General features: G+C 58.7%; 16 protein-coding genes and 1 other RNA gene. 12 read left to right on the forward strand and 5 right to left on the reverse strand.

Translation table 11 applies throughout. The features are described from left to right. Positions 1-55: 55 nt before the first annotated feature. Positions 56-1756, reverse strand: coding sequence for an SgrR family transcriptional regulator (locus tag FHC51_RS10390; protein ID WP_220435455.1), 1701 nt, complete (start codon positions 1754-1756; stop codon positions 56-58). Between the two features lie 100 nt (positions 1757-1856). Between FHC51_RS10390 and cof the strand changes: the two genes are divergently transcribed. Next, a complete protein-coding gene (gene cof, locus FHC51_RS10395; protein WP_220435456.1) occupies positions 1857-2675 on the forward strand; it encodes an HMP-PP phosphatase in 819 nt (272 codons plus the stop codon). Between the two features lie 41 nt (positions 2676-2716). Here cof and FHC51_RS10400 read toward each other — a convergent pair whose 3' ends face one another. Continuing rightward, positions 2717-3763, reverse strand: a complete 1047-nt coding sequence (locus tag FHC51_RS10400) for a PLP-dependent cysteine synthase family protein (protein WP_220435457.1) — start codon at positions 3761-3763, stop codon at positions 2717-2719. 115 nt (positions 3764-3878) lie between these two features. Here FHC51_RS10400 and FHC51_RS10405 point away from each other — a divergent pair, with 115 nt between their 5' ends. The 5 genes from FHC51_RS10405 (at position 3879) to amtB (ending at position 9767) form a co-directional block, all read left to right on the forward strand. Beyond that, positions 3879-4337, forward strand: coding sequence for an Lrp/AsnC family transcriptional regulator (locus FHC51_RS10405; RefSeq protein ID WP_168194496.1), 459 nt, complete (start codon positions 3879-3881; stop codon positions 4335-4337). A 30-nt stretch (positions 4338-4367) separates the two neighbouring features. Then, positions 4368-6140 carry a SmdA family multidrug ABC transporter permease/ATP-binding protein gene (locus tag FHC51_RS10410; RefSeq protein WP_220435458.1) on the forward strand — a complete coding sequence of 591 codons (1773 nt, stop codon included), beginning with the start codon at positions 4368-4370 and terminating at the stop codon, positions 6138-6140. Then, positions 6133-7911, forward strand: a complete 1779-nt coding sequence (locus tag FHC51_RS10415) for a SmdB family multidrug efflux ABC transporter permease/ATP-binding protein (protein ID WP_220435459.1) — start codon at positions 6133-6135, stop codon at positions 7909-7911. The genes FHC51_RS10410 and FHC51_RS10415 overlap by 8 nt, the downstream gene beginning before the upstream one ends. 197 nt (positions 7912-8108) lie before the next feature. Then, positions 8109-8447 carry a P-II family nitrogen regulator gene (gene glnK, locus FHC51_RS10420; protein WP_032616849.1) on the forward strand — a complete coding sequence of 113 codons (339 nt, stop codon included), beginning with the start codon at positions 8109-8111 and terminating at the stop codon, positions 8445-8447. Positions 8448-8480: 33 nt separating this feature from the next. Then, complete coding sequence (gene amtB / locus FHC51_RS10425) at positions 8481-9767, forward strand: ammonium transporter AmtB (protein ID WP_032616850.1); 1287 nt, start codon at positions 8481-8483, stop codon at positions 9765-9767. Between the two features lie 96 nt (positions 9768-9863). Here amtB and tesB read toward each other — a convergent pair whose 3' ends face one another. After that, a complete protein-coding gene (gene tesB / locus FHC51_RS10430; RefSeq protein WP_103178494.1) occupies positions 9864-10724 on the reverse strand; it encodes an acyl-CoA thioesterase II in 861 nt (286 codons plus the stop codon). A gap of 208 nt (positions 10725-10932) precedes the next feature. On the opposite strand from tesB, the gene FHC51_RS10435 reads away from it, so the two are divergent. After that, entirely contained in the window at positions 10933-11502 is a 570-nt protein-coding gene (locus tag FHC51_RS10435) for a YbaY family lipoprotein (protein ID WP_103178495.1), read from the forward strand. 33 nt (positions 11503-11535) lie between these two features. On the opposite strand, the gene FHC51_RS10440 is transcribed toward FHC51_RS10435, so the two are convergent. Further along, complete coding sequence (locus tag FHC51_RS10440; protein WP_168194659.1) at positions 11536-11871, reverse strand: MGMT family protein; 336 nt, start codon at positions 11869-11871, stop codon at positions 11536-11538. A 154-nt stretch (positions 11872-12025) separates the two neighbouring features. On the opposite strand from FHC51_RS10440, the gene ffs reads away from it, so the two are divergent. The 3 genes from ffs to FHC51_RS10455 all read left to right on the forward strand — a co-directional run bounded on the left by ffs (position 12026) and on the right by FHC51_RS10455 (position 12860). After that, positions 12026-12122: signal recognition particle sRNA small type (gene ffs / locus FHC51_RS10445), an RNA gene on the forward strand. Positions 12123-12393: 271 nt separating this feature from the next. Further along, positions 12394-12645, forward strand: coding sequence for a hypothetical protein (locus FHC51_RS10450; protein WP_039032396.1), 252 nt, complete (start codon positions 12394-12396; stop codon positions 12643-12645). Then, entirely contained in the window at positions 12642-12860 is a 219-nt protein-coding gene (locus FHC51_RS10455) for a hypothetical protein (RefSeq protein WP_032616855.1), read from the forward strand. The genes FHC51_RS10450 and FHC51_RS10455 overlap by 4 nt, the downstream gene beginning before the upstream one ends. 142 nt (positions 12861-13002) lie before the next feature. On the opposite strand, the gene FHC51_RS10460 is transcribed toward FHC51_RS10455, so the two are convergent. After that, on the reverse strand, positions 13003-14424 hold the full coding sequence (locus FHC51_RS10460) for a PLP-dependent aminotransferase family protein (protein ID WP_220435460.1): 1422 nt from the start codon (positions 14422-14424) through the stop codon (positions 13003-13005). A gap of 84 nt (positions 14425-14508) precedes the next feature. Here FHC51_RS10460 and FHC51_RS10465 point away from each other — a divergent pair, with 84 nt between their 5' ends. Together FHC51_RS10465 and FHC51_RS10470 are read left to right on the forward strand one after the other, a co-directional pair. Beyond that, on the forward strand, positions 14509-15117 hold the full coding sequence (locus FHC51_RS10465; protein WP_103824060.1) for a YitT family protein: 609 nt from the start codon (positions 14509-14511) through the stop codon (positions 15115-15117). A 76-nt stretch (positions 15118-15193) separates the two neighbouring features. Continuing rightward, positions 15194-16267, forward strand: coding sequence for a LacI family DNA-binding transcriptional regulator (locus tag FHC51_RS10470; RefSeq protein ID WP_220435461.1), 1074 nt, complete (start codon positions 15194-15196; stop codon positions 16265-16267). The last annotated feature ends 8 nt before the right edge of the window (positions 16268-16275 follow it).

Genomic DNA, 16275 nt, shown 5'->3' on the forward strand with positions numbered 1-16275 from the left:
ACTTTGACGGTTAAAAACCTATGGTAACGTCTGCCCGTGGCGGCGACCAGCTTCTTCACGTTTTCGGCGCAGGCAGCCAGGCCTCGGTAAAGTCAAACCAGCCGCGCGGATTCAGGCGGATGCCGTTTACCCCCGGCGGGGCGCTGATTTGGTACTGATAGTTGAACAGCGGCGTCAGCACGCCACGCGCCATCAGACGGGAGTAAACCTCTTTCAGCGCCAGATGGCGGGCAGATGGGTCGGGCTGGGTCTGAACGGCATCCAGGGTCGCCATCAGGTGCGCAAATTCCGGCGCGCTGAGCAGATAAGGCCACAGGGCATCGCAGCGCAACCACTGCTCCAGGGTGTACTCTGGCGCCTCGCCAATTAACCTGTCCCCCATCATGATATCCGCCTCCGCCAGGGCAGTGCAGCCATCCCACGTTTTAGCATCATGAAACATCACTCTGAGCTGACACCCTTCCTGCGCCAGATAGCGTTTCAGCTGTTCCGCCATGGTATGCAACTCCACCGGCAGGTGATAAAGCAGGGTGAGCGTATCCGGCAGAACGGCCTCCTCTTCCCGCGTCCACTGCGGGATTGACCAGCCCGGCAGCAACTCCTGGGTGGGCGTGATGAGGTTTTCGTCCAGCGGCAGGGTATGCAGCAGCGACGTGTGATGAATAATGTCGATCAGCCTGCGGGCCTGCGCCTCGCTTAAACGGTCGCTCTGTTTCAGCGTGAGGTAACAAAAACCGAGGCTGATGCTGTTACTGACCGGCCGCAGGCTGGCAAGCTCCTCCGGCTCACCGATGGCAATCTGCGCCGGATGGCGAAAGCTGGTGCCTGAATCCTGGTCAAAAAGCTGAGGCGTGATCCAGTATTCAATCGCTTTCAGTAGCGGATGCCCGAGATGGTACTGCTCGTGGCTTTCCAGCCGGACCAGATCCGCCTCGAAGATCGCCAGCCGAAACGGCCCGCTCCCCGTCAGAGGCTCTTCTGGGTGGGCGAGACGGCTGCAGTAGCTTGCCAGGCGGTGCGCCAGCCAGTAATCCGGCTGATGTAGTACGAAGGTCAGGCACTGAGGATGGGTGACCTCAATTTGCCTCACGCTGTTAAACAGCTTGCGCAGCGCGGGCAGGGTAAGTAGCTTCGCCAGCTGGTTCTGGAGCTGGGCCGCCTCGACTTTATCCCCATTGTGCCAGTGCAGCGTGGAGCGAATGTAGAAATGCCAGCGCAGCCCGTCGGCCGAGATCTCCCAGTGATGCGCCAGATCGCCCACGGGTTCGCTGCGGGTATCGTCGAACCGGGTCAGTCCGGAAAAGATCTGTCCTACAAGATGCTGTTCAGCGCGGCCCGGCAGAAAACCAGGCTGGAGCGGATCGAGTGGACGGTAATAGGGAATGCGCAGCGTCGGCGTGTCATTCTGCCACTGCCCGCCCAGAAAAGGATGCAGCAGCGCGCGCAGCGCCTGGGGGGCTAGCTGGGCCAGCGCCAGGGCATTCTGCTGATGCCCGCTTTTCAGCGCTTCTTCCATCATCGCGTTACGTAACGATTCCGGCGTGACGTAAAAACGTAGCTCGCCGCGCTTTCCGCGGCCGGACTGCGCATGCCAGCTTAGCCAGCCCGCCTCTTGCGCCTGGCGCAGCAGGGTGCGGACGTGCCGTTCACTGCAAAAACAGCGGCTCGCCAGCTCTGCCACGCTGACCTGCTGTGGCGCACCGGCAGAGGGCTGCCACAGTCGCTGGTACTGATTAAGTCGATTAAGCTGGCGCATCGTAAACCCGGAACAATAATTTCCATCTATTCAGTATTACTTCCGTATATACCAGGCAATACTGTTGCACAAGTTACCTCTTCACATTTTTGGAGTTCCCATGGCGCGGCTGGCGGCATTTGATATGGACGGCACCTTGTTAATGCCGGATCACCGTTTAGGTGATAAGACGCTAAGCGTGCTTAAGCGGCTGCGTGAGCGCGATATTACGCTCACCTTCGCCACGGGCCGTCATGTGCTGGAGATGCGCCATTTAATGGGGGCGCTCTCCCTCGACGCCTTTTTGATTACCGGCAACGGCACACGCATTCACTCTCTGGAAGGGGATGTGCTTTATCGCCAGGATCTCGCCCCGGATGTAGCAGAACAGGTGCTGCACAGCACATGGGATACCCAAGCCAGCATTCACGTTTTTAACGATACCGGCTGGCTGACAGGCAAGGAAATCCCGGCGCTGCTCGAAGCGCATGTCTACAGCGGCTTCCAGTATCAGCTGACCGATCTGCGCCGTATACCGGCCCATGCGGTGACCAAAATCTGTTTCTGCGGCGATCATGACGATCTGTGCCGCCTGCGCATTCAGCTCAACGAGGCGCTAGGCAGCCGCGCGCATCTCACCTTCTCGGCCACAGATTGTCTGGAGGTACTGCCGGTAGGGTGCAACAAAGGCTCCGCGCTGGCGGTGCTGAGCGAACATCTGGGTCTGAGCCTGCAGGAGTGTATGGCGTTTGGCGATGCGATGAACGATCGCGAGATGCTGGGCAGCGTGGGACGCGGCCTGATTATGGGCAATGCGATGCCACAGCTGATCGCCGAGCTGGCGCATTTACCGGTTATTGGACACTGCCGCAACGAGGCCGTGTCCCACTTCTTAACCCATTGGCTGGATACACCTGATCTTCCTTATTCCCCCGAATAGTGAGACCCTTCCAGCAAGCCAGACGAACGTCTGGCTTTTTTTTATTTTACCAGCCGGGCAATCTCCGCCAGCCAGGGCGCCACATCGCCAATATTCGCTTTCACCCATTCGGCATTGTAATAGGTCTCCAGATAGCGCTCACCGCTGTCGCACAGCAGCGTCACGACAGAGCCGGTTTGCCCAGCTTCACGCATCCGCGCAGCCAGCTGTAACGCCCCCCACATGTTGGTGCCGGTTGAGGCCCCCACCTTGCGGCCCAGCTGCGTTTCCAGCCAGAGGGCGGTGGCGACGCTCGCGGCATCCGGCACGCGGAGCATCTCGTCCACCACGTCCGGGATAAACGACGGTTCGACGCGCGGGCGGCCAATCCCTTCGATTTTGCTCCCCACCGGGCTGCGCAGAGCAGGATCGCGCTGCTGCCAGTAATCCAGGAATACAGAGTTCTGCGGATCCACGACCATAAGACGGGTATCGTAACCCTGGCAGCGAATATAGCGGCCAATAGTGGCCGAGGTGCCGCCGGTACCCGCGCTCATCACGATATGGGCCGGCACCGGGTGGGGCTCATTCTGCATCTGGCGGAAGATACTGTCGGCAATGTTGTTATTGCCGCGCCAGTCGGTGGCCCGCTCTGCGAAGGTAAACTGGTCCATATAGTGGCCGTTCAGCTCCCGAGCCAGCATCTCTGAGGCGGCATAAATTTCACAGGCGCTTTCCACAAAGTGACAGCGCCCGCCGTAAAATTCGATCTGTTCGATTTTGCGTTTTGCCGTACAGGATGGCATGACGGCGATAAACGGCAGGCCGAGCAGGCGGGCGAAATAGGCCTCAGAGACGGCGGTGGAACCGGAGGAAGATTCAATGATGGTGGTGCCTTCATTGATCCAGCCGTTACACAGCCCGTAAAGGAACAGCGAGCGCGCCAGACGGTGCTTCAGGCTGCCGGTGGGGTGGGTACTTTCATCTTTCAGATAGAGCTGGATACCCGGAAAACCGGGCAGGGCAAGGCGAATAAGGTGAGTGTCCGCCGAGCGCTGATAATCAGCGTTAATTTCACTGATGGCGTTTTTGACCCAGGTGCTATTCATCGAAGTTATCCATTTGTCATTTTGTGCCCAGCATAGCGAAAAGCACAGAAAAAATTGTTGCTATCTTGCCTTTAAAATAGAATGTAAGGAGAAAAATTTTCTCTGCGGGGTGGTTATGCTAGATAAAATTGACCGTAAGCTGCTCTCCTTACTGCAAAGCGACTGCACCCTCTCTTTGCAGGCGCTGGCGGATGCCGTTAATCTGACCACCACGCCCTGCTGGAAACGCCTGAAACGGCTCGAAGACGAAGGCATATTGCTGGGGCGTGTGGCGCTGCTCGATCCCGAAAAACTGGGGCTTGGCCTGACCGCGTTTGTGCTGATAAAAACGCAGCACCACAGTAGCGACTGGTACTGCGGATTCGTCAGCGTGGTCTCACAGATGCCGGAAGTGCTGGGCTTCTGGCGCATGGCGGGCGAATATGACTACCTGATGCGCGTACAGGTAGCAGACATGAAGCGCTATGATGACTTCTATAAACGGCTGGTCAACAGCGTGCCGGGTCTGTCGGATGTCACCTCCAGCTTTGCGATGGAACAGATAAAATACACCACCGCCTTACCCATTGAATAACCCGGAATACAATCCTCAGGAAAAGACCGCGTGCGATTATTTGCTCAGTTAAGCTGGTACTTTCGCCGGGAGTGGCAACGCTACCTCGGTGCAGTCGCCCTGCTTATTATTATTGCCATTCTGCAGCTCATCCCGCCAAAAGTGGTGGGCTACGTTGTGGATGGCGTTACGGAACAGCATTACACCACCGCACGGGTGATGATGTGGATCGGCACGCTGGTCCTGACGGCGGTGGTGGTCTACCTGCTGCGCTATGTCTGGCGCGTGCTGTTATTTGGTGCGTCATACCAGCTTGCCGTCGAGCTGCGGGAAGATTTTTACCGCCAGCTCAGCCGCCAGCATCCGGAGTTTTATCTGCGTCACCGCACCGGCGACCTGATTGCCCGCGCCACCAATGACGTGGATCGCGTGGTCTTTGCCGCCGGGGAAGGGGTATTGACCCTCGTGGACTCGCTGGTGATGGGCTGCGCGGTGCTGATCGTCATGTCGACCCAAATCAGCTGGCAGTTAACCCTGCTGGCGCTGCTGCCGATGCCGCTGATGGCCCTGGCGATCAAACGCTACGGCGACCAGCTTCACCAGCGCTTCAAGCTGGCGCAGGCGGCCTTCTCCTCTCTTAACGACCGTACTCAGGAGAGCCTGACCAGTATCCGGATGATCAAAGCCTTTGGCCTGGAGGATCGTCAGTCTGCGCTGTTTGCCGCCGACGCGGCGGATACCGGGGCTAAAAACCTGCGCGTCGCCCGGATTGACGCCCGTTTTGATCCCACGATTTATATCGCCATCGGCACCGCTAACCTGCTGGCCATTGGCGGCGGGAGCTGGATGGTGATTAACGGCTCGCTGACCCTCGGGCAGCTGACCAGCTTTGCCATGTATCTGGGGCTGATGATCTGGCCGATGCTGGCCCTGGCCTGGATGTTCAACATTGTCGAGCGCGGCAGCGCGGCCTACAGCCGGATCCGCGCCATGCTCGCCGAAGCGCCGGTGGTCAACGACGGTAGCGAGACAGTACCAAACGGACGCGGCGAGCTGAATGTCGCCGTCCGCGCCTTTAGCTATCCGCAGACGGAACAGGTGACGCTCGAAAACGTCCACTTTACGCTGCAACCGGGGCAGATGCTGGGCATCTGCGGCCCAACAGGCGCCGGAAAGAGCACAATTTTGTCGCTGATCCAGCGTCACTTCGATATCCCTCAGGGTGAGATCCGCTTCCACGATATTCCGCTCCCGCAGCTGCGGCTGGATAGCTGGCGCAGCCGCCTTGCGGTGGTGAGCCAGACGCCGTTCCTCTTCTCCGATACCGTTGCCAACAATATTGCGCTGGGCTGTCCGCACGCCACACGCGAAGAGATCGAACATGTCGCCCGTCTTGCCAGCGTGCATGAGGATATCCTGCGCCTGCCCCAGGGTTATGAAACCGAAGTGGGCGAACGCGGCGTGATGCTGTCGGGCGGGCAGAAGCAGCGTATCTCCATCGCCCGCGCGCTGCTGCTGAATGCCGAGATCCTGATCCTCGACGATGCCCTCTCCGCCGTCGATGGCCGCACCGAACACCAGATCCTGCATAACCTGCGCCAGTGGGGGGAAGGGCGCACGGTGATCATCAGCGCCCATCGTCTCTCGGCCCTGACCGAGGCGAGCGAAATTCTGGTGATGCAGCACGGGCACATTGCCCAGCGCGGGCAGCATGAGCAGCTGGCGGAACAGCCGGGCTGGTATCGCGATATGTACCGTTATCAACAACTGGAAGCGGCACTTGATGAGGTGCCGGAAACGGACGAGGAGGCCGCCGATGCGTAGTTTTTCCCAGCTGTGGCCTACCCTGAAGCGCCTGCTGGCGTATGGCTCGCCGTGGCGTAAGCCGCTGACGCTGGCGGTGGTGCTATTGTGGGTTGCGGCGATAGCCGAAGTGACCGGGCCGCTACTGATCAGCTATTTCATCGACAACATGGTGGCGAAAAACTATCTGCCGCTCGGTTTAGTTACCGGGCTGGCGGTGGCCTATGTCGGGCTACAGTTGCTGGCGGCGGGGCTGCACTATGCCCAGTCGCTGCTCTTTAACCAGGCTGCCGTCGGGGTGGTGCAGCAGTTGCGCACCGACGTGATGGACGCCGCGCTGCGCCAGCCGCTGAGCGCATTCGATACCCAGCCTGTCGGGCAGATTATCTCCCGCGTGACTAACGATACGGAAGTGATCCGCGATCTCTATGTCACGGTGGTGGCGACGGTGCTACGCAGCGCGGCGCTGGTGGGTGCCATGCTGGTGGCGATGTTCAGCCTGGAGTGGCGCATGGCGCTGGTGGCGATGGCGATTTTCCCGGCGGTGATGATTGTGATGATCATCTACCAGCGCTACAGCACACCGATTGTGCGCCGGGTGCGGACCTATCTGGCGGATATCAACGATGGCTTTAACGAGGTCATCAATGGCATGAGCGTGATTCAGCAGTTCCGTCAGCAGGCGCGCTTTGGCGAGCGGATGGGCGAGGCCAGCCGCTCACACTACATGGCCCGCATGCAGACCCTGCGTCTGGACGGTTTCCTGCTGCGCCCGCTGTTAAGCCTCTTTTCGGCGCTGGTGCTGTGCGGGTTGCTGATGCAGTTTGGCTTTGCCGCCCGTGGCACCATCGAAGTGGGAGTGCTGTATGCCTTTATCAGCTATCTGGGCCGTCTTAATGAGCCGCTGATTGAACTCACTACCCAGCAGTCGATGTTGCAGCAGGCGGTGGTCGCCGGTGAGCGCGTCTTTGAGCTGATGGATCGCCCGCGCCAGGCCTATGGCGATGACGAGCGCGCGCTGCAAAGCGGGGCGATTGAATTTGATGATGTCTCCTTTGCCTATCGCGACGATCGTCTGGTATTGCAGGACATCAACCTGACGGTGCCGTCCCGAAGCTTTGTCGCGCTGGTGGGGCATACCGGCAGCGGTAAAAGTACCCTCGCCAGCCTGCTGATGGGCTACTACCCGCTCACCGAAGGTGAAATTCGTCTGGATGGGCGCCCGCTGTCGACCCTGAGCCACGCCGTGTTGCGTAAAGGGGTGGCGATGGTGCAGCAGGATCCGGTGGTCCTGGCCGACACCTTCTATGCCAACGTGACGCTGGGGCGGCCCTTTAGCGAAGAACAGGTGTGGGACGTGCTGGAGAAAGTACAGCTGGCGGAGCTGGCCCGCGGCCTGCACGACGGTATCCATACCCGGCTGGGCGAGCAGGGTAACAATCTGTCAGTGGGACAAAAGCAGCTATTAGCCCTGGCCCGGGTGTTGATCGATACACCGCAGGTGCTGATCCTCGATGAAGCCACCGCCAGCATCGATTCCGGCACCGAGCAGGCTATCCAGCAGGCGCTGGCGGCGGTACGCGAGCACACCACCCTGGTGGTGATTGCCCACCGTCTGTCGACCATTGTTGAGGCAGATACCATTCTGGTGCTTCATCGCGGCCAGGCGGTTGAGCGCGGCACCCATAAGCAACTGCTTGAGGCGAAAGGGCGTTACTGGCAAATGTATCAACTGCAGCTCGCTGGCGAAGAGCTGGCCGCCAGCGCGCGGGAGGAGTCCCTCAGCGCCTGATGCACTAAAATTAAGCAACCTGCCAGCCGCTGAATCGGTTGGTGCAAAAATGAAACGCACCTTGCACTGTCATGGTGCGTTTTTTTTCGCCATCTTATCGCGATGCCTCGTATTCACGCCCTTTTCAATTTTGGCACACCCCTTGCAATACCTCCTTCGTTAGCTCGCCAAAACCGAATTCTGACTGGAGGGGATATATGAAGCTGGTTACCGTGGTAATCAAACCATTCAAGCTCGAAGACGTGCGTGAAGCACTCTCTTCAATGGGTATTCAAGGGCTGACCGTCACCGAGGTGAAAGGCTTTGGTCGACAGAAGGGGCATGCGGAGCTCTACCGTGGCGCGGAATATAGCGTTAACTTCCTGCCAAAGGTGAAGATTGACGTGGCGATTGCCGACGATCAGCTGGATGAAGTCATCGACGTGATTAGCAAAGCAGCCTACACCGGCAAAATTGGCGACGGCAAAATTTTCGTTGCTGAGCTGCAACGCGTTATTCGCATTCGTACAGGCGAAGCCGACGAAGCGGCACTGTAAAACAGCAGGCACACAGTGATAGGGATCGAGAAAATGAACACAACAACACTTAAAGCAGGTCTGGGGTCTCTGGCGCTGTTGCCGGGGCTGGCAATGGCTGCACCCGCGGTAGCAGACAAAGCCGATAACGCCTTTATGATGATTTGCACCGCGCTGGTGCTGTTTATGACCATTCCGGGGATCGCACTCTTCTACGGCGGCCTGATCCGCGGCAAAAACGTCCTCTCCATGCTCACCCAGGTGACGGTGACCTTTGCGCTGGTTTGTGTGCTGTGGGTGGTTTACGGCTACTCGCTGGCCTTCGGGGAGGGCAACGCCTTCTTCGGCAGCTTTAACTGGGCGATGCTGAAAAATATCGAGCTGACCGCGGTCATGGGCAGCTTCTATCAGTACATCCACGTGGCGTTCCAGGGCTCGTTCGCCTGTATCACCGTCGGGCTGATTGTCGGGGCGCTGGCGGAACGTATCCGCTTCTCCGCCGTGTTGATCTTCGTGGTGGTGTGGCTCACGCTCTCCTACGTGCCGGTGGCGCATATGGTCTGGGGCGGAGGCTTGCTGGCTTCTCATGGCGCGCTGGACTTTGCGGGCGGTACCGTTGTGCATATCAACGCCGCGGTAGCGGGGCTGGTGGGGGCTTACCTGATCGGCAAACGCGTCGGTTTTGGCAAAGAGGCGTTCAAACCGCACAACCTGCCGATGGTCTTTACCGGCACCGCGATCCTCTACTTCGGCTGGTTTGGCTTTAACGCTGGCTCCGCAAGCGCAGCAAATGAAATCGCGGCGCTGGCCTTCGTGAATACCGTTGTGGCGACAGCGGGCGCTATCCTCTCCTGGATCTTTGGCGAGTGGGCGGTACGCGGTAAGCCTTCGCTGCTGGGTGCCTGTTCCGGTGCCATTGCCGGTCTGGTGGGCATCACCCCGGCCTGTGGCTTCGTCGGTGTCGGTGGCGCGCTGATCATCGGTATCGTGGCGGGTCTGGCCGGTCTGTGGGGCGTAACGGCGCTGAAACGTGTTCTGCGTGTGGACGACCCGTGTGATGTCTTTGGCGTGCATGGCGTGTGCGGCATCATCGGCTGCATCATGACCGGCTTCTTTGCCTCAACATCCCTTGGCGGCGTGGGTTATGCGGAAGGCGTGACCATGGGCCATCAGGTTCTGGTTCAGCTGGAAAGTATCGCCATCACGGTGGTCTGGTCGGGTGTGGTGGCCTTTATCGGCTACAAACTGGCGGACATGACGGTGGGGCTGCGCGTACCGGAGGAGCAGGAGCGCGAAGGTCTGGACGTCAACAGCCACGGCGAGAACGCATACAACGCATAAAGTTAAAGTATTGCCCGGTGGCGCTTTGCTTACCGGGCTTACGGATTGTGCTTTTGTAGGCCGGGTAAGGCGAAGCCGCCACCCGGCTTTTTCATATCAGCCGCGGTTGCGCATCACCCCTTCCTGCACGGTGGAGGCCACCAGCACGCCATCCTGGGTATAAAACTCACCACGAACAAACCCGCGAGCGCTCGACGCCGAGGTACTTTCCACGCTGTACAGCAGCCACTCATTCATATTAAACGGACGGTGGAACCACATCGAATGGTCGATGGTGGCAACCTGCATCCCTTTCTCAAGGAAGCCCACACCGTGCGGTTGCAGGGCAACCGGCAGGAAGTTGAAGTCGGAGGCATAACCGAGCAGATATTGATGCACGCGGAAATCTTCCGGCATCGCGCCGTTGGCGCGGATCCAGACCTGACGGGCAGGCTCGGCGATATGACCCTTCATTGGGTTATGGAACTCAACCGGGCGGATCTCCAGCGGTTTATCGCAAAGAAACTTCTCTTTAACCTGCGGAGGCAGCAGATGCGCCAGCGCACGGGCAATGTCCGTCTCCGAACGCAACGCGTCGGGTGCGGGGGCAGGGGGCATCGCTTTCTGATGCTCATAGCCCGGCTCCGGCGCCTGGAATGAGGCGGTCATGTAAAAGATTGGCTTGCCGTTTTGCACCGCCGCCACGCGGCGGGCGCTGAAACTGGTGCCGTCGCGCAGGACTTCGACGTCATACACGATCGGTTTCTGGCTGTCGCCAGGGCGCAGAAAATAGCTGTGAAAGGAGTGCACAAAGCGCTCCTGAGGTACGGTCTCTTTAGCAGCGTAGAGGGCTTGTCCCACAACCTGGCCGCCGAAAACCTGGCGTAATCCCAGATCTTCGCTTTGTCCCCGAAAGAGTCCTTCTTCAATTTTTTCCAGGTTTAATAATGTCAGCAGATTGCTTAGTGCCTGACTCATAGTCGTCCTCAATTAATACACCGTGGCGAAAGATACGCAGAGTATAACGCAGAAATGCAAGTGGTCCGATGGGTGCAATAATCTGAATAACAGGGGGATTCCAGGCATAAATAATTGATCTGTGCCACACTTAGTCTCGTTATCTTTATGTTAACCACTCATCTGGCGGTATCGATCCCGCTGGTGCATTGATGATAAGGAGAACTCAATGAAACTCGTGCACATGTTAAGTGGTTTAGCGGTAGCGGTTGCTCTCTCTGCCTGCGCGGACAAAAGCGCAGACATTCAGACGCCAGCGCCGAACCCTAACACTGCTGGCGTAGCGACGCAGCCGACCATTCAGCAGCCAAATGTCTCAGGTACAATCTGGATCCGCCAGAAGGTGGCTTTACCGCCGGATGCAGTGTTAACTGTTACCCTGTCTGATGCCTCGCTGGCGGATTCGCCATCGAAGGTTCTGGCGCAGCGGGCGACGCGTACCGAGGGTAAACAGGCGCCATTTAAATTTGAACTGCCGTTTAACCCAGCGGATGTTCAGCCTAACGCCCGCATTCTGCTTAGCGCAGCTATCACTATCGACGATAAGGTTGTCCTGATGACCGATATCGTTAAACCGGTGATCAACCAGGGCGGTACCAAAGCCGATCTGGTGCTGGTGCCGGTACAGCAGACCTCGCTGCCGCTGCAGCCTGGCGGCGGTGCGCCGACAACGGTGCCGTCAACGTCACCAACCCAGGTTAGCCCCTCTACGGCTACCCCGGCGCCAACCCAGCTTTAATGCCTCATGCCCCTCTCGTCTGAGAGGGGCAGTTCAGTACCGCCAGCGATAACGCTGCATATCAATTTGCCCACTTCCCGACACCTGCACACCTTCGCTGAGTAAGGCCTGACGCTGACGCTGTAAATCTGGCCCGGTTAAGGAGATCGCCCCGTGGCGGTTGACCACCCGATGCCAGGGCAGGGTGCTACCTTCAGGCAGCCTTCTCAGCACGCCGCCTACCTGCCGCGCTGCACGGGGAGAACCCGCCAGCTGCGCCACCTCGCCATAGGTGGTGACCGTGCCTTCGGGAATTGAGGCCACTATCTGCCATACCCGCTGGGGAAAAGAGTCGTGCTCGTCCATTTTGTGCTCCTGTGTTAAGGGCATGATAAAGATTTACGGACAAGACAGGAAGAAAGCGCCCACTCTGTAAACGCTTTGCGCAATAAAACATCACCCGGACGCGGTTAACTTGCAATTGCTATCCCGTACAGTGATAATGCGCCAGCGCGTTGGTTAACAACGCTCTCAATGGGGGCTCTGTTGGTTCTCCCGCAACGCTACTCTGTTCACCAGGTCAGGTCCGGAAGGAAGCAGCCAGGGCAGACGACGTGTGTGCCGGGATGTAGCTGGCAGGGCCCCCACCCATTTCTGCTCTCCTCTGCATCTCTTCAAATCCCATCAGCGCTATTATCCCTAATAACAATATGCATATTATATATTTTTAAACTGACCTGTATATTTCGCAAATTGTCATCATACTGAAACATAGCTGTCATTATTCTGTCATAAATTTTCTGCAGGGTAAGTGTGACATTTTTATGATGTATAAGCAGAGAATATATATCTGGATAATAATGTTAACTTCGTGTATTAATTTAAGAAAAAATAGCCAGGGATGTAAAAACGATGACGACTGCAGTCCTGAATGTAAAAATTGACGAAGCGCTGAAAGAGAAACTTCGTCATTATGCCGAAGTGAATAATGAGAATCTCAGCGTTACCACTGAGAAGCTGTTGCAGATGGCATTTGCTGTAGCAGATGAGGCGGGAGTGACGGAGGAGGATATCGACAATCAGCATACGGAAGAAGAGAGTGTAGCTCCATTTACTCCTAAAGAAATCAAAGCATTAAGAAAAATTCTGAAGAAGAAAAAATGAAACAACATCAACAATCAACCGCCAGCAGCTACTCCGAAGCCTGCACGCTTCTGCGCTCTGGCTATGTCAAACATGTCCGCCTGGGCTGGGACGTTGGCAGTGATGAGTTCTTTCGAATTGCGTCTGACTGGTGTGATACCGGCGCAAAAATAAAGAAAGAAGGCGATAGTTTTGTTATTTCTCTGAAAGGTTTTCCTATTCCTGCTCAACACTGACCTCCCATGCTGAAAATGTCTGACTGTAACAACTACAGTCAGACATTTTTAAATTGCCCGTTATGCGCGATTATTTGTGCGCCCGCTCACTTTTTTCCCGTAATTAATATCAACGTTGCACTCGCCCACGGCGAAAAGGCGATCACACCAGCGTACGTTTTACGTTTTGCCCACCGTTAATCAGCGCCAGCCACAGTGGCTTGATCCGCACCAGCGCGTTTTCCAGCGCCATTGGCTCCAGTGAAAAGGGCATGCGCAGGTAGCGGTCAAACGCCCCGGAAAGCCCGAACCGCGTCCCCGTCCCCAGATGAATACCCGCCGCTTCGGCGCGGGTGGCCAGCTGAGTGGCGAGCATATCCGGCAGTTCCACCCAGTAGGATAAGCCCCCTTCCGGCACCTGGAAGCGCCAGTCGGGAAAATGCTCCCGCAGTAGCGCGGCACAGCCATCTCGTCGCTCACGCAGCATCTGCCGTCGGGCAGGTAAAAAGGTTTCGCCCTGCTCAATCAACCACAGGGTTGCCAGCTGTTCCAGCAGCGGCGAGCCGAGATCGAGCGTATCGCGCGTTTGCGCCAGCGTGGCGATGGTGCGCGCCGGAGCGCGAATCCAGCCCAGACGCAGGCCGCCCCAGAAACTTTTTCCCGCCGAGCCGAGGGTGATGACATTGCCGTTCGGGCAGAAGGCAGCCAGCGGCGGTGGAGGAGGCGCATCGAACCAGAGATCCACCATGGTTTCATCAACGACCAGCAGGGTATGGGCCCGGGCAGCCACGGCGGCGATAGCTTGCCGGCTCGTCGCATCCATGCAGCGGCCCGTGGGATTGTGAAAATCCGGCATCAGATAAGCCAGGCGCGGCGCGGTCTGGGCGAGGGTGGCGGCAAAGCCGTCAATATCCCAGCCGGTCTGCGGCAAAGACACCCCGACAGGGCGGCAGGATGCCCCCTGAATCGCCGCGATAGCCAGCGGGTAAGTGGGGTGATCCACCACTACCCGATCGCCTGGCCCGGTGAACATGCGCAGTACCAGCGCCAGCCCGCTGACGGCGCCGTTCACCACCATCACCTCTTCTGCCCGGGTCGGCAGGCCGCGCGCCGTATAGCGTGCGGCGATGGCTTCGCGCAGGGCCAGCAATCCCAGCTGGTCATAGCCGGTTTGCGTCAGATGCTGCGTCATGGCGGTCAGGGCATGGGTATAGGCCTGATGGATCTCCGGCCCGGCACCCAGGGCGGCGGTGGAGAGATCCAGCGCCGCACTGGCGTTGGCGCGGGTAGGGGGCGTGCGGCTGTCGGGAAGGATCACCCGCGATCCGCTGCCGTGTCGGCTTTCGAGGTAGCCCTCATCCCGCAGATGGGCAAGGGCGCTGCTGACGGTGGTCCGGCTGACTTCCAGCGTTAAAGCCAGCTCCCGCTCTCCCGGCAGACGCGTATCCAGCGCCAGCCTGCCGTCCAGGATCAGCAGGCGCAGGGCATCGGCCAGCTGACGCCACAGCGGGGTACGGGAGGGGCTCTCCTGCCAGTGACCCAGCAGACGCACTAATGACTGACTTCCAAATCGACGTGATGACACAGGCAGTCCACTTTTTGAAAACTGGTCATTAATCATAGGGCCATTTCAGGCAATGATAAAAGCAGAAACCACCGGAGAGCGATCATGTTACGTCGATTACTTCAGCTTTACGTCGGATTAAGCCTCTATGGCCTGTCAACGGCGATGTTTGTACGCGCGGATCTGGGGGCCGATCCCTGGAATGTCTTCCACCTGGGGGTGGCAAAACTGCTGGGAATGGATATTGGCACCGTCATCATTTTGACCGGCGTGTTGGTGCTTCTGCTGTGGATCCCACTGCGCCAGCGCCCGGGGCTCGGCACCATCAGCAACGTGATTGCCATTGGTCTGGCGGCCGATGTCGCGCTGGCATTTATTCCGGCTATCGATTCGCTGATGGCCCGCTGCGTATTGCTGGTCAGCGCGGTCATCGTTAATGCGTTGGCGACCGGCATGTATATCGGGGCCGGATTTGGCGCCGGGCCGCGTGATGGCCTGATGACCGGCATTAACGCCCGCACCGGCTGGTCGGTTCGCAGCGTGCGCACGGCGATTGAGATTTCAGTTCTGCTGACTGGCTGTCTGCTGGGGGGCACTTTTGGTGTCGGTACCGTGCTCTATGCGTTAAGCATCGGCCCGCTGATCCAGATCTGTCTGCCGTGGTTTCGTCAGAGACCGCGCCCGCTAGCCCCGCAGCCTGAGCGCGTTGTCTGATTTTGCGAAGCGCTCACATGCTTTACGCCAGGCGTTATGACAGAATAGGTACCTCTGTCACTGCAATGCGAAGCGCATGAAAGCCATAACGCTCTATGATGTTGCCCGCCTCGCGGGCGTCTCTTATCAAACCGTCTCACGGGTCATTAATGATGCGGCCCACGTCTCGGCCCGGACCCGGGAGAAAGTGCTGCAGGCGATGGCCGAGCTGCACTATGTTCCCAATCGCGGCGCCCAGCAGTTGGCCGGTAAACGCACCCGTACCCTGGGGTTGATTACCACCGATCTGGCCCTGCATGCTCCTTCGCAAATTGCTTCGGCGGTGAAGACCCGGGCAGGCGAGCGCGGCGCGAGCGTGCTGATCTCGATGGTGGAAAATCCCCAGCAATGCATGGCGGCGCTGCAGGAGCTGCTGGCCCAGCGCGTGGAAGGACTGCTGGTCAACGTGCCGCTTGAAGACGCGCAGGCAGAAAGCCTGCAGGCGCAGGCCCTTCCGGTCCCGGTACTGTTTCTGGATGTCTCCCCTGACGCCCGGGTACACAGCCTGGTGTTTGATGCCGGGCAAGGGGCCACTCTGGGGGCGCAACATCTGCTGGGGCTGGGCCATCAGCGGATCGCCCTGCTTGGCGGGCCGCAAAGTTCCGTCTCTGCCCGGGCGCGTCTTGCCGGCTGGTTGTCTGCCTTAGGCGAGGCGGGGCTGGCACCGTGTGCGGTTGCGGAAGGGGACTGGAGCGCGGCTTCAGGTTATGAAAAAGGCCATCAGCTGCTCGCCGGGGCGACTCTCCCGCAGGGCATCCTGGTGGCGAACGATCAGATGGCCCTTGGCGTGATGCGCGCCTGTGCCGAAAAGGGCATTGCTGTGCCGGGCCAGATCTCGGTGGTCGGTTTTGACGATACCACCGACAGCGCGTGGTTTACCCCGCCGCTGACCACGGTTCGTCAGGCGTTTCGTGAGGCGGGGTTGCGCAGCGTGGAGTGGCTGCTGGCGCAACAGGGCACTACCGATGCGGCCCCGACGCAAACCTGGCTGCCGGTGACGCTTATCGAGCGCCACTCCACCGCCCGGGAAGGGATCCCGCAGGGAAGTGACGATCTGGCCCGTCAGCTTAAATCGCTGGCGCTGCTGGCCGAACAGCTGGCGCGTCGTTAACACTTTTG

Origin of the sequence: Leclercia sp. EC_58, from assembly GCF_019584355.1 — a bacterium.
Lineage (GTDB): Bacteria > Pseudomonadota > Gammaproteobacteria > Enterobacterales > Enterobacteriaceae > Enterobacter.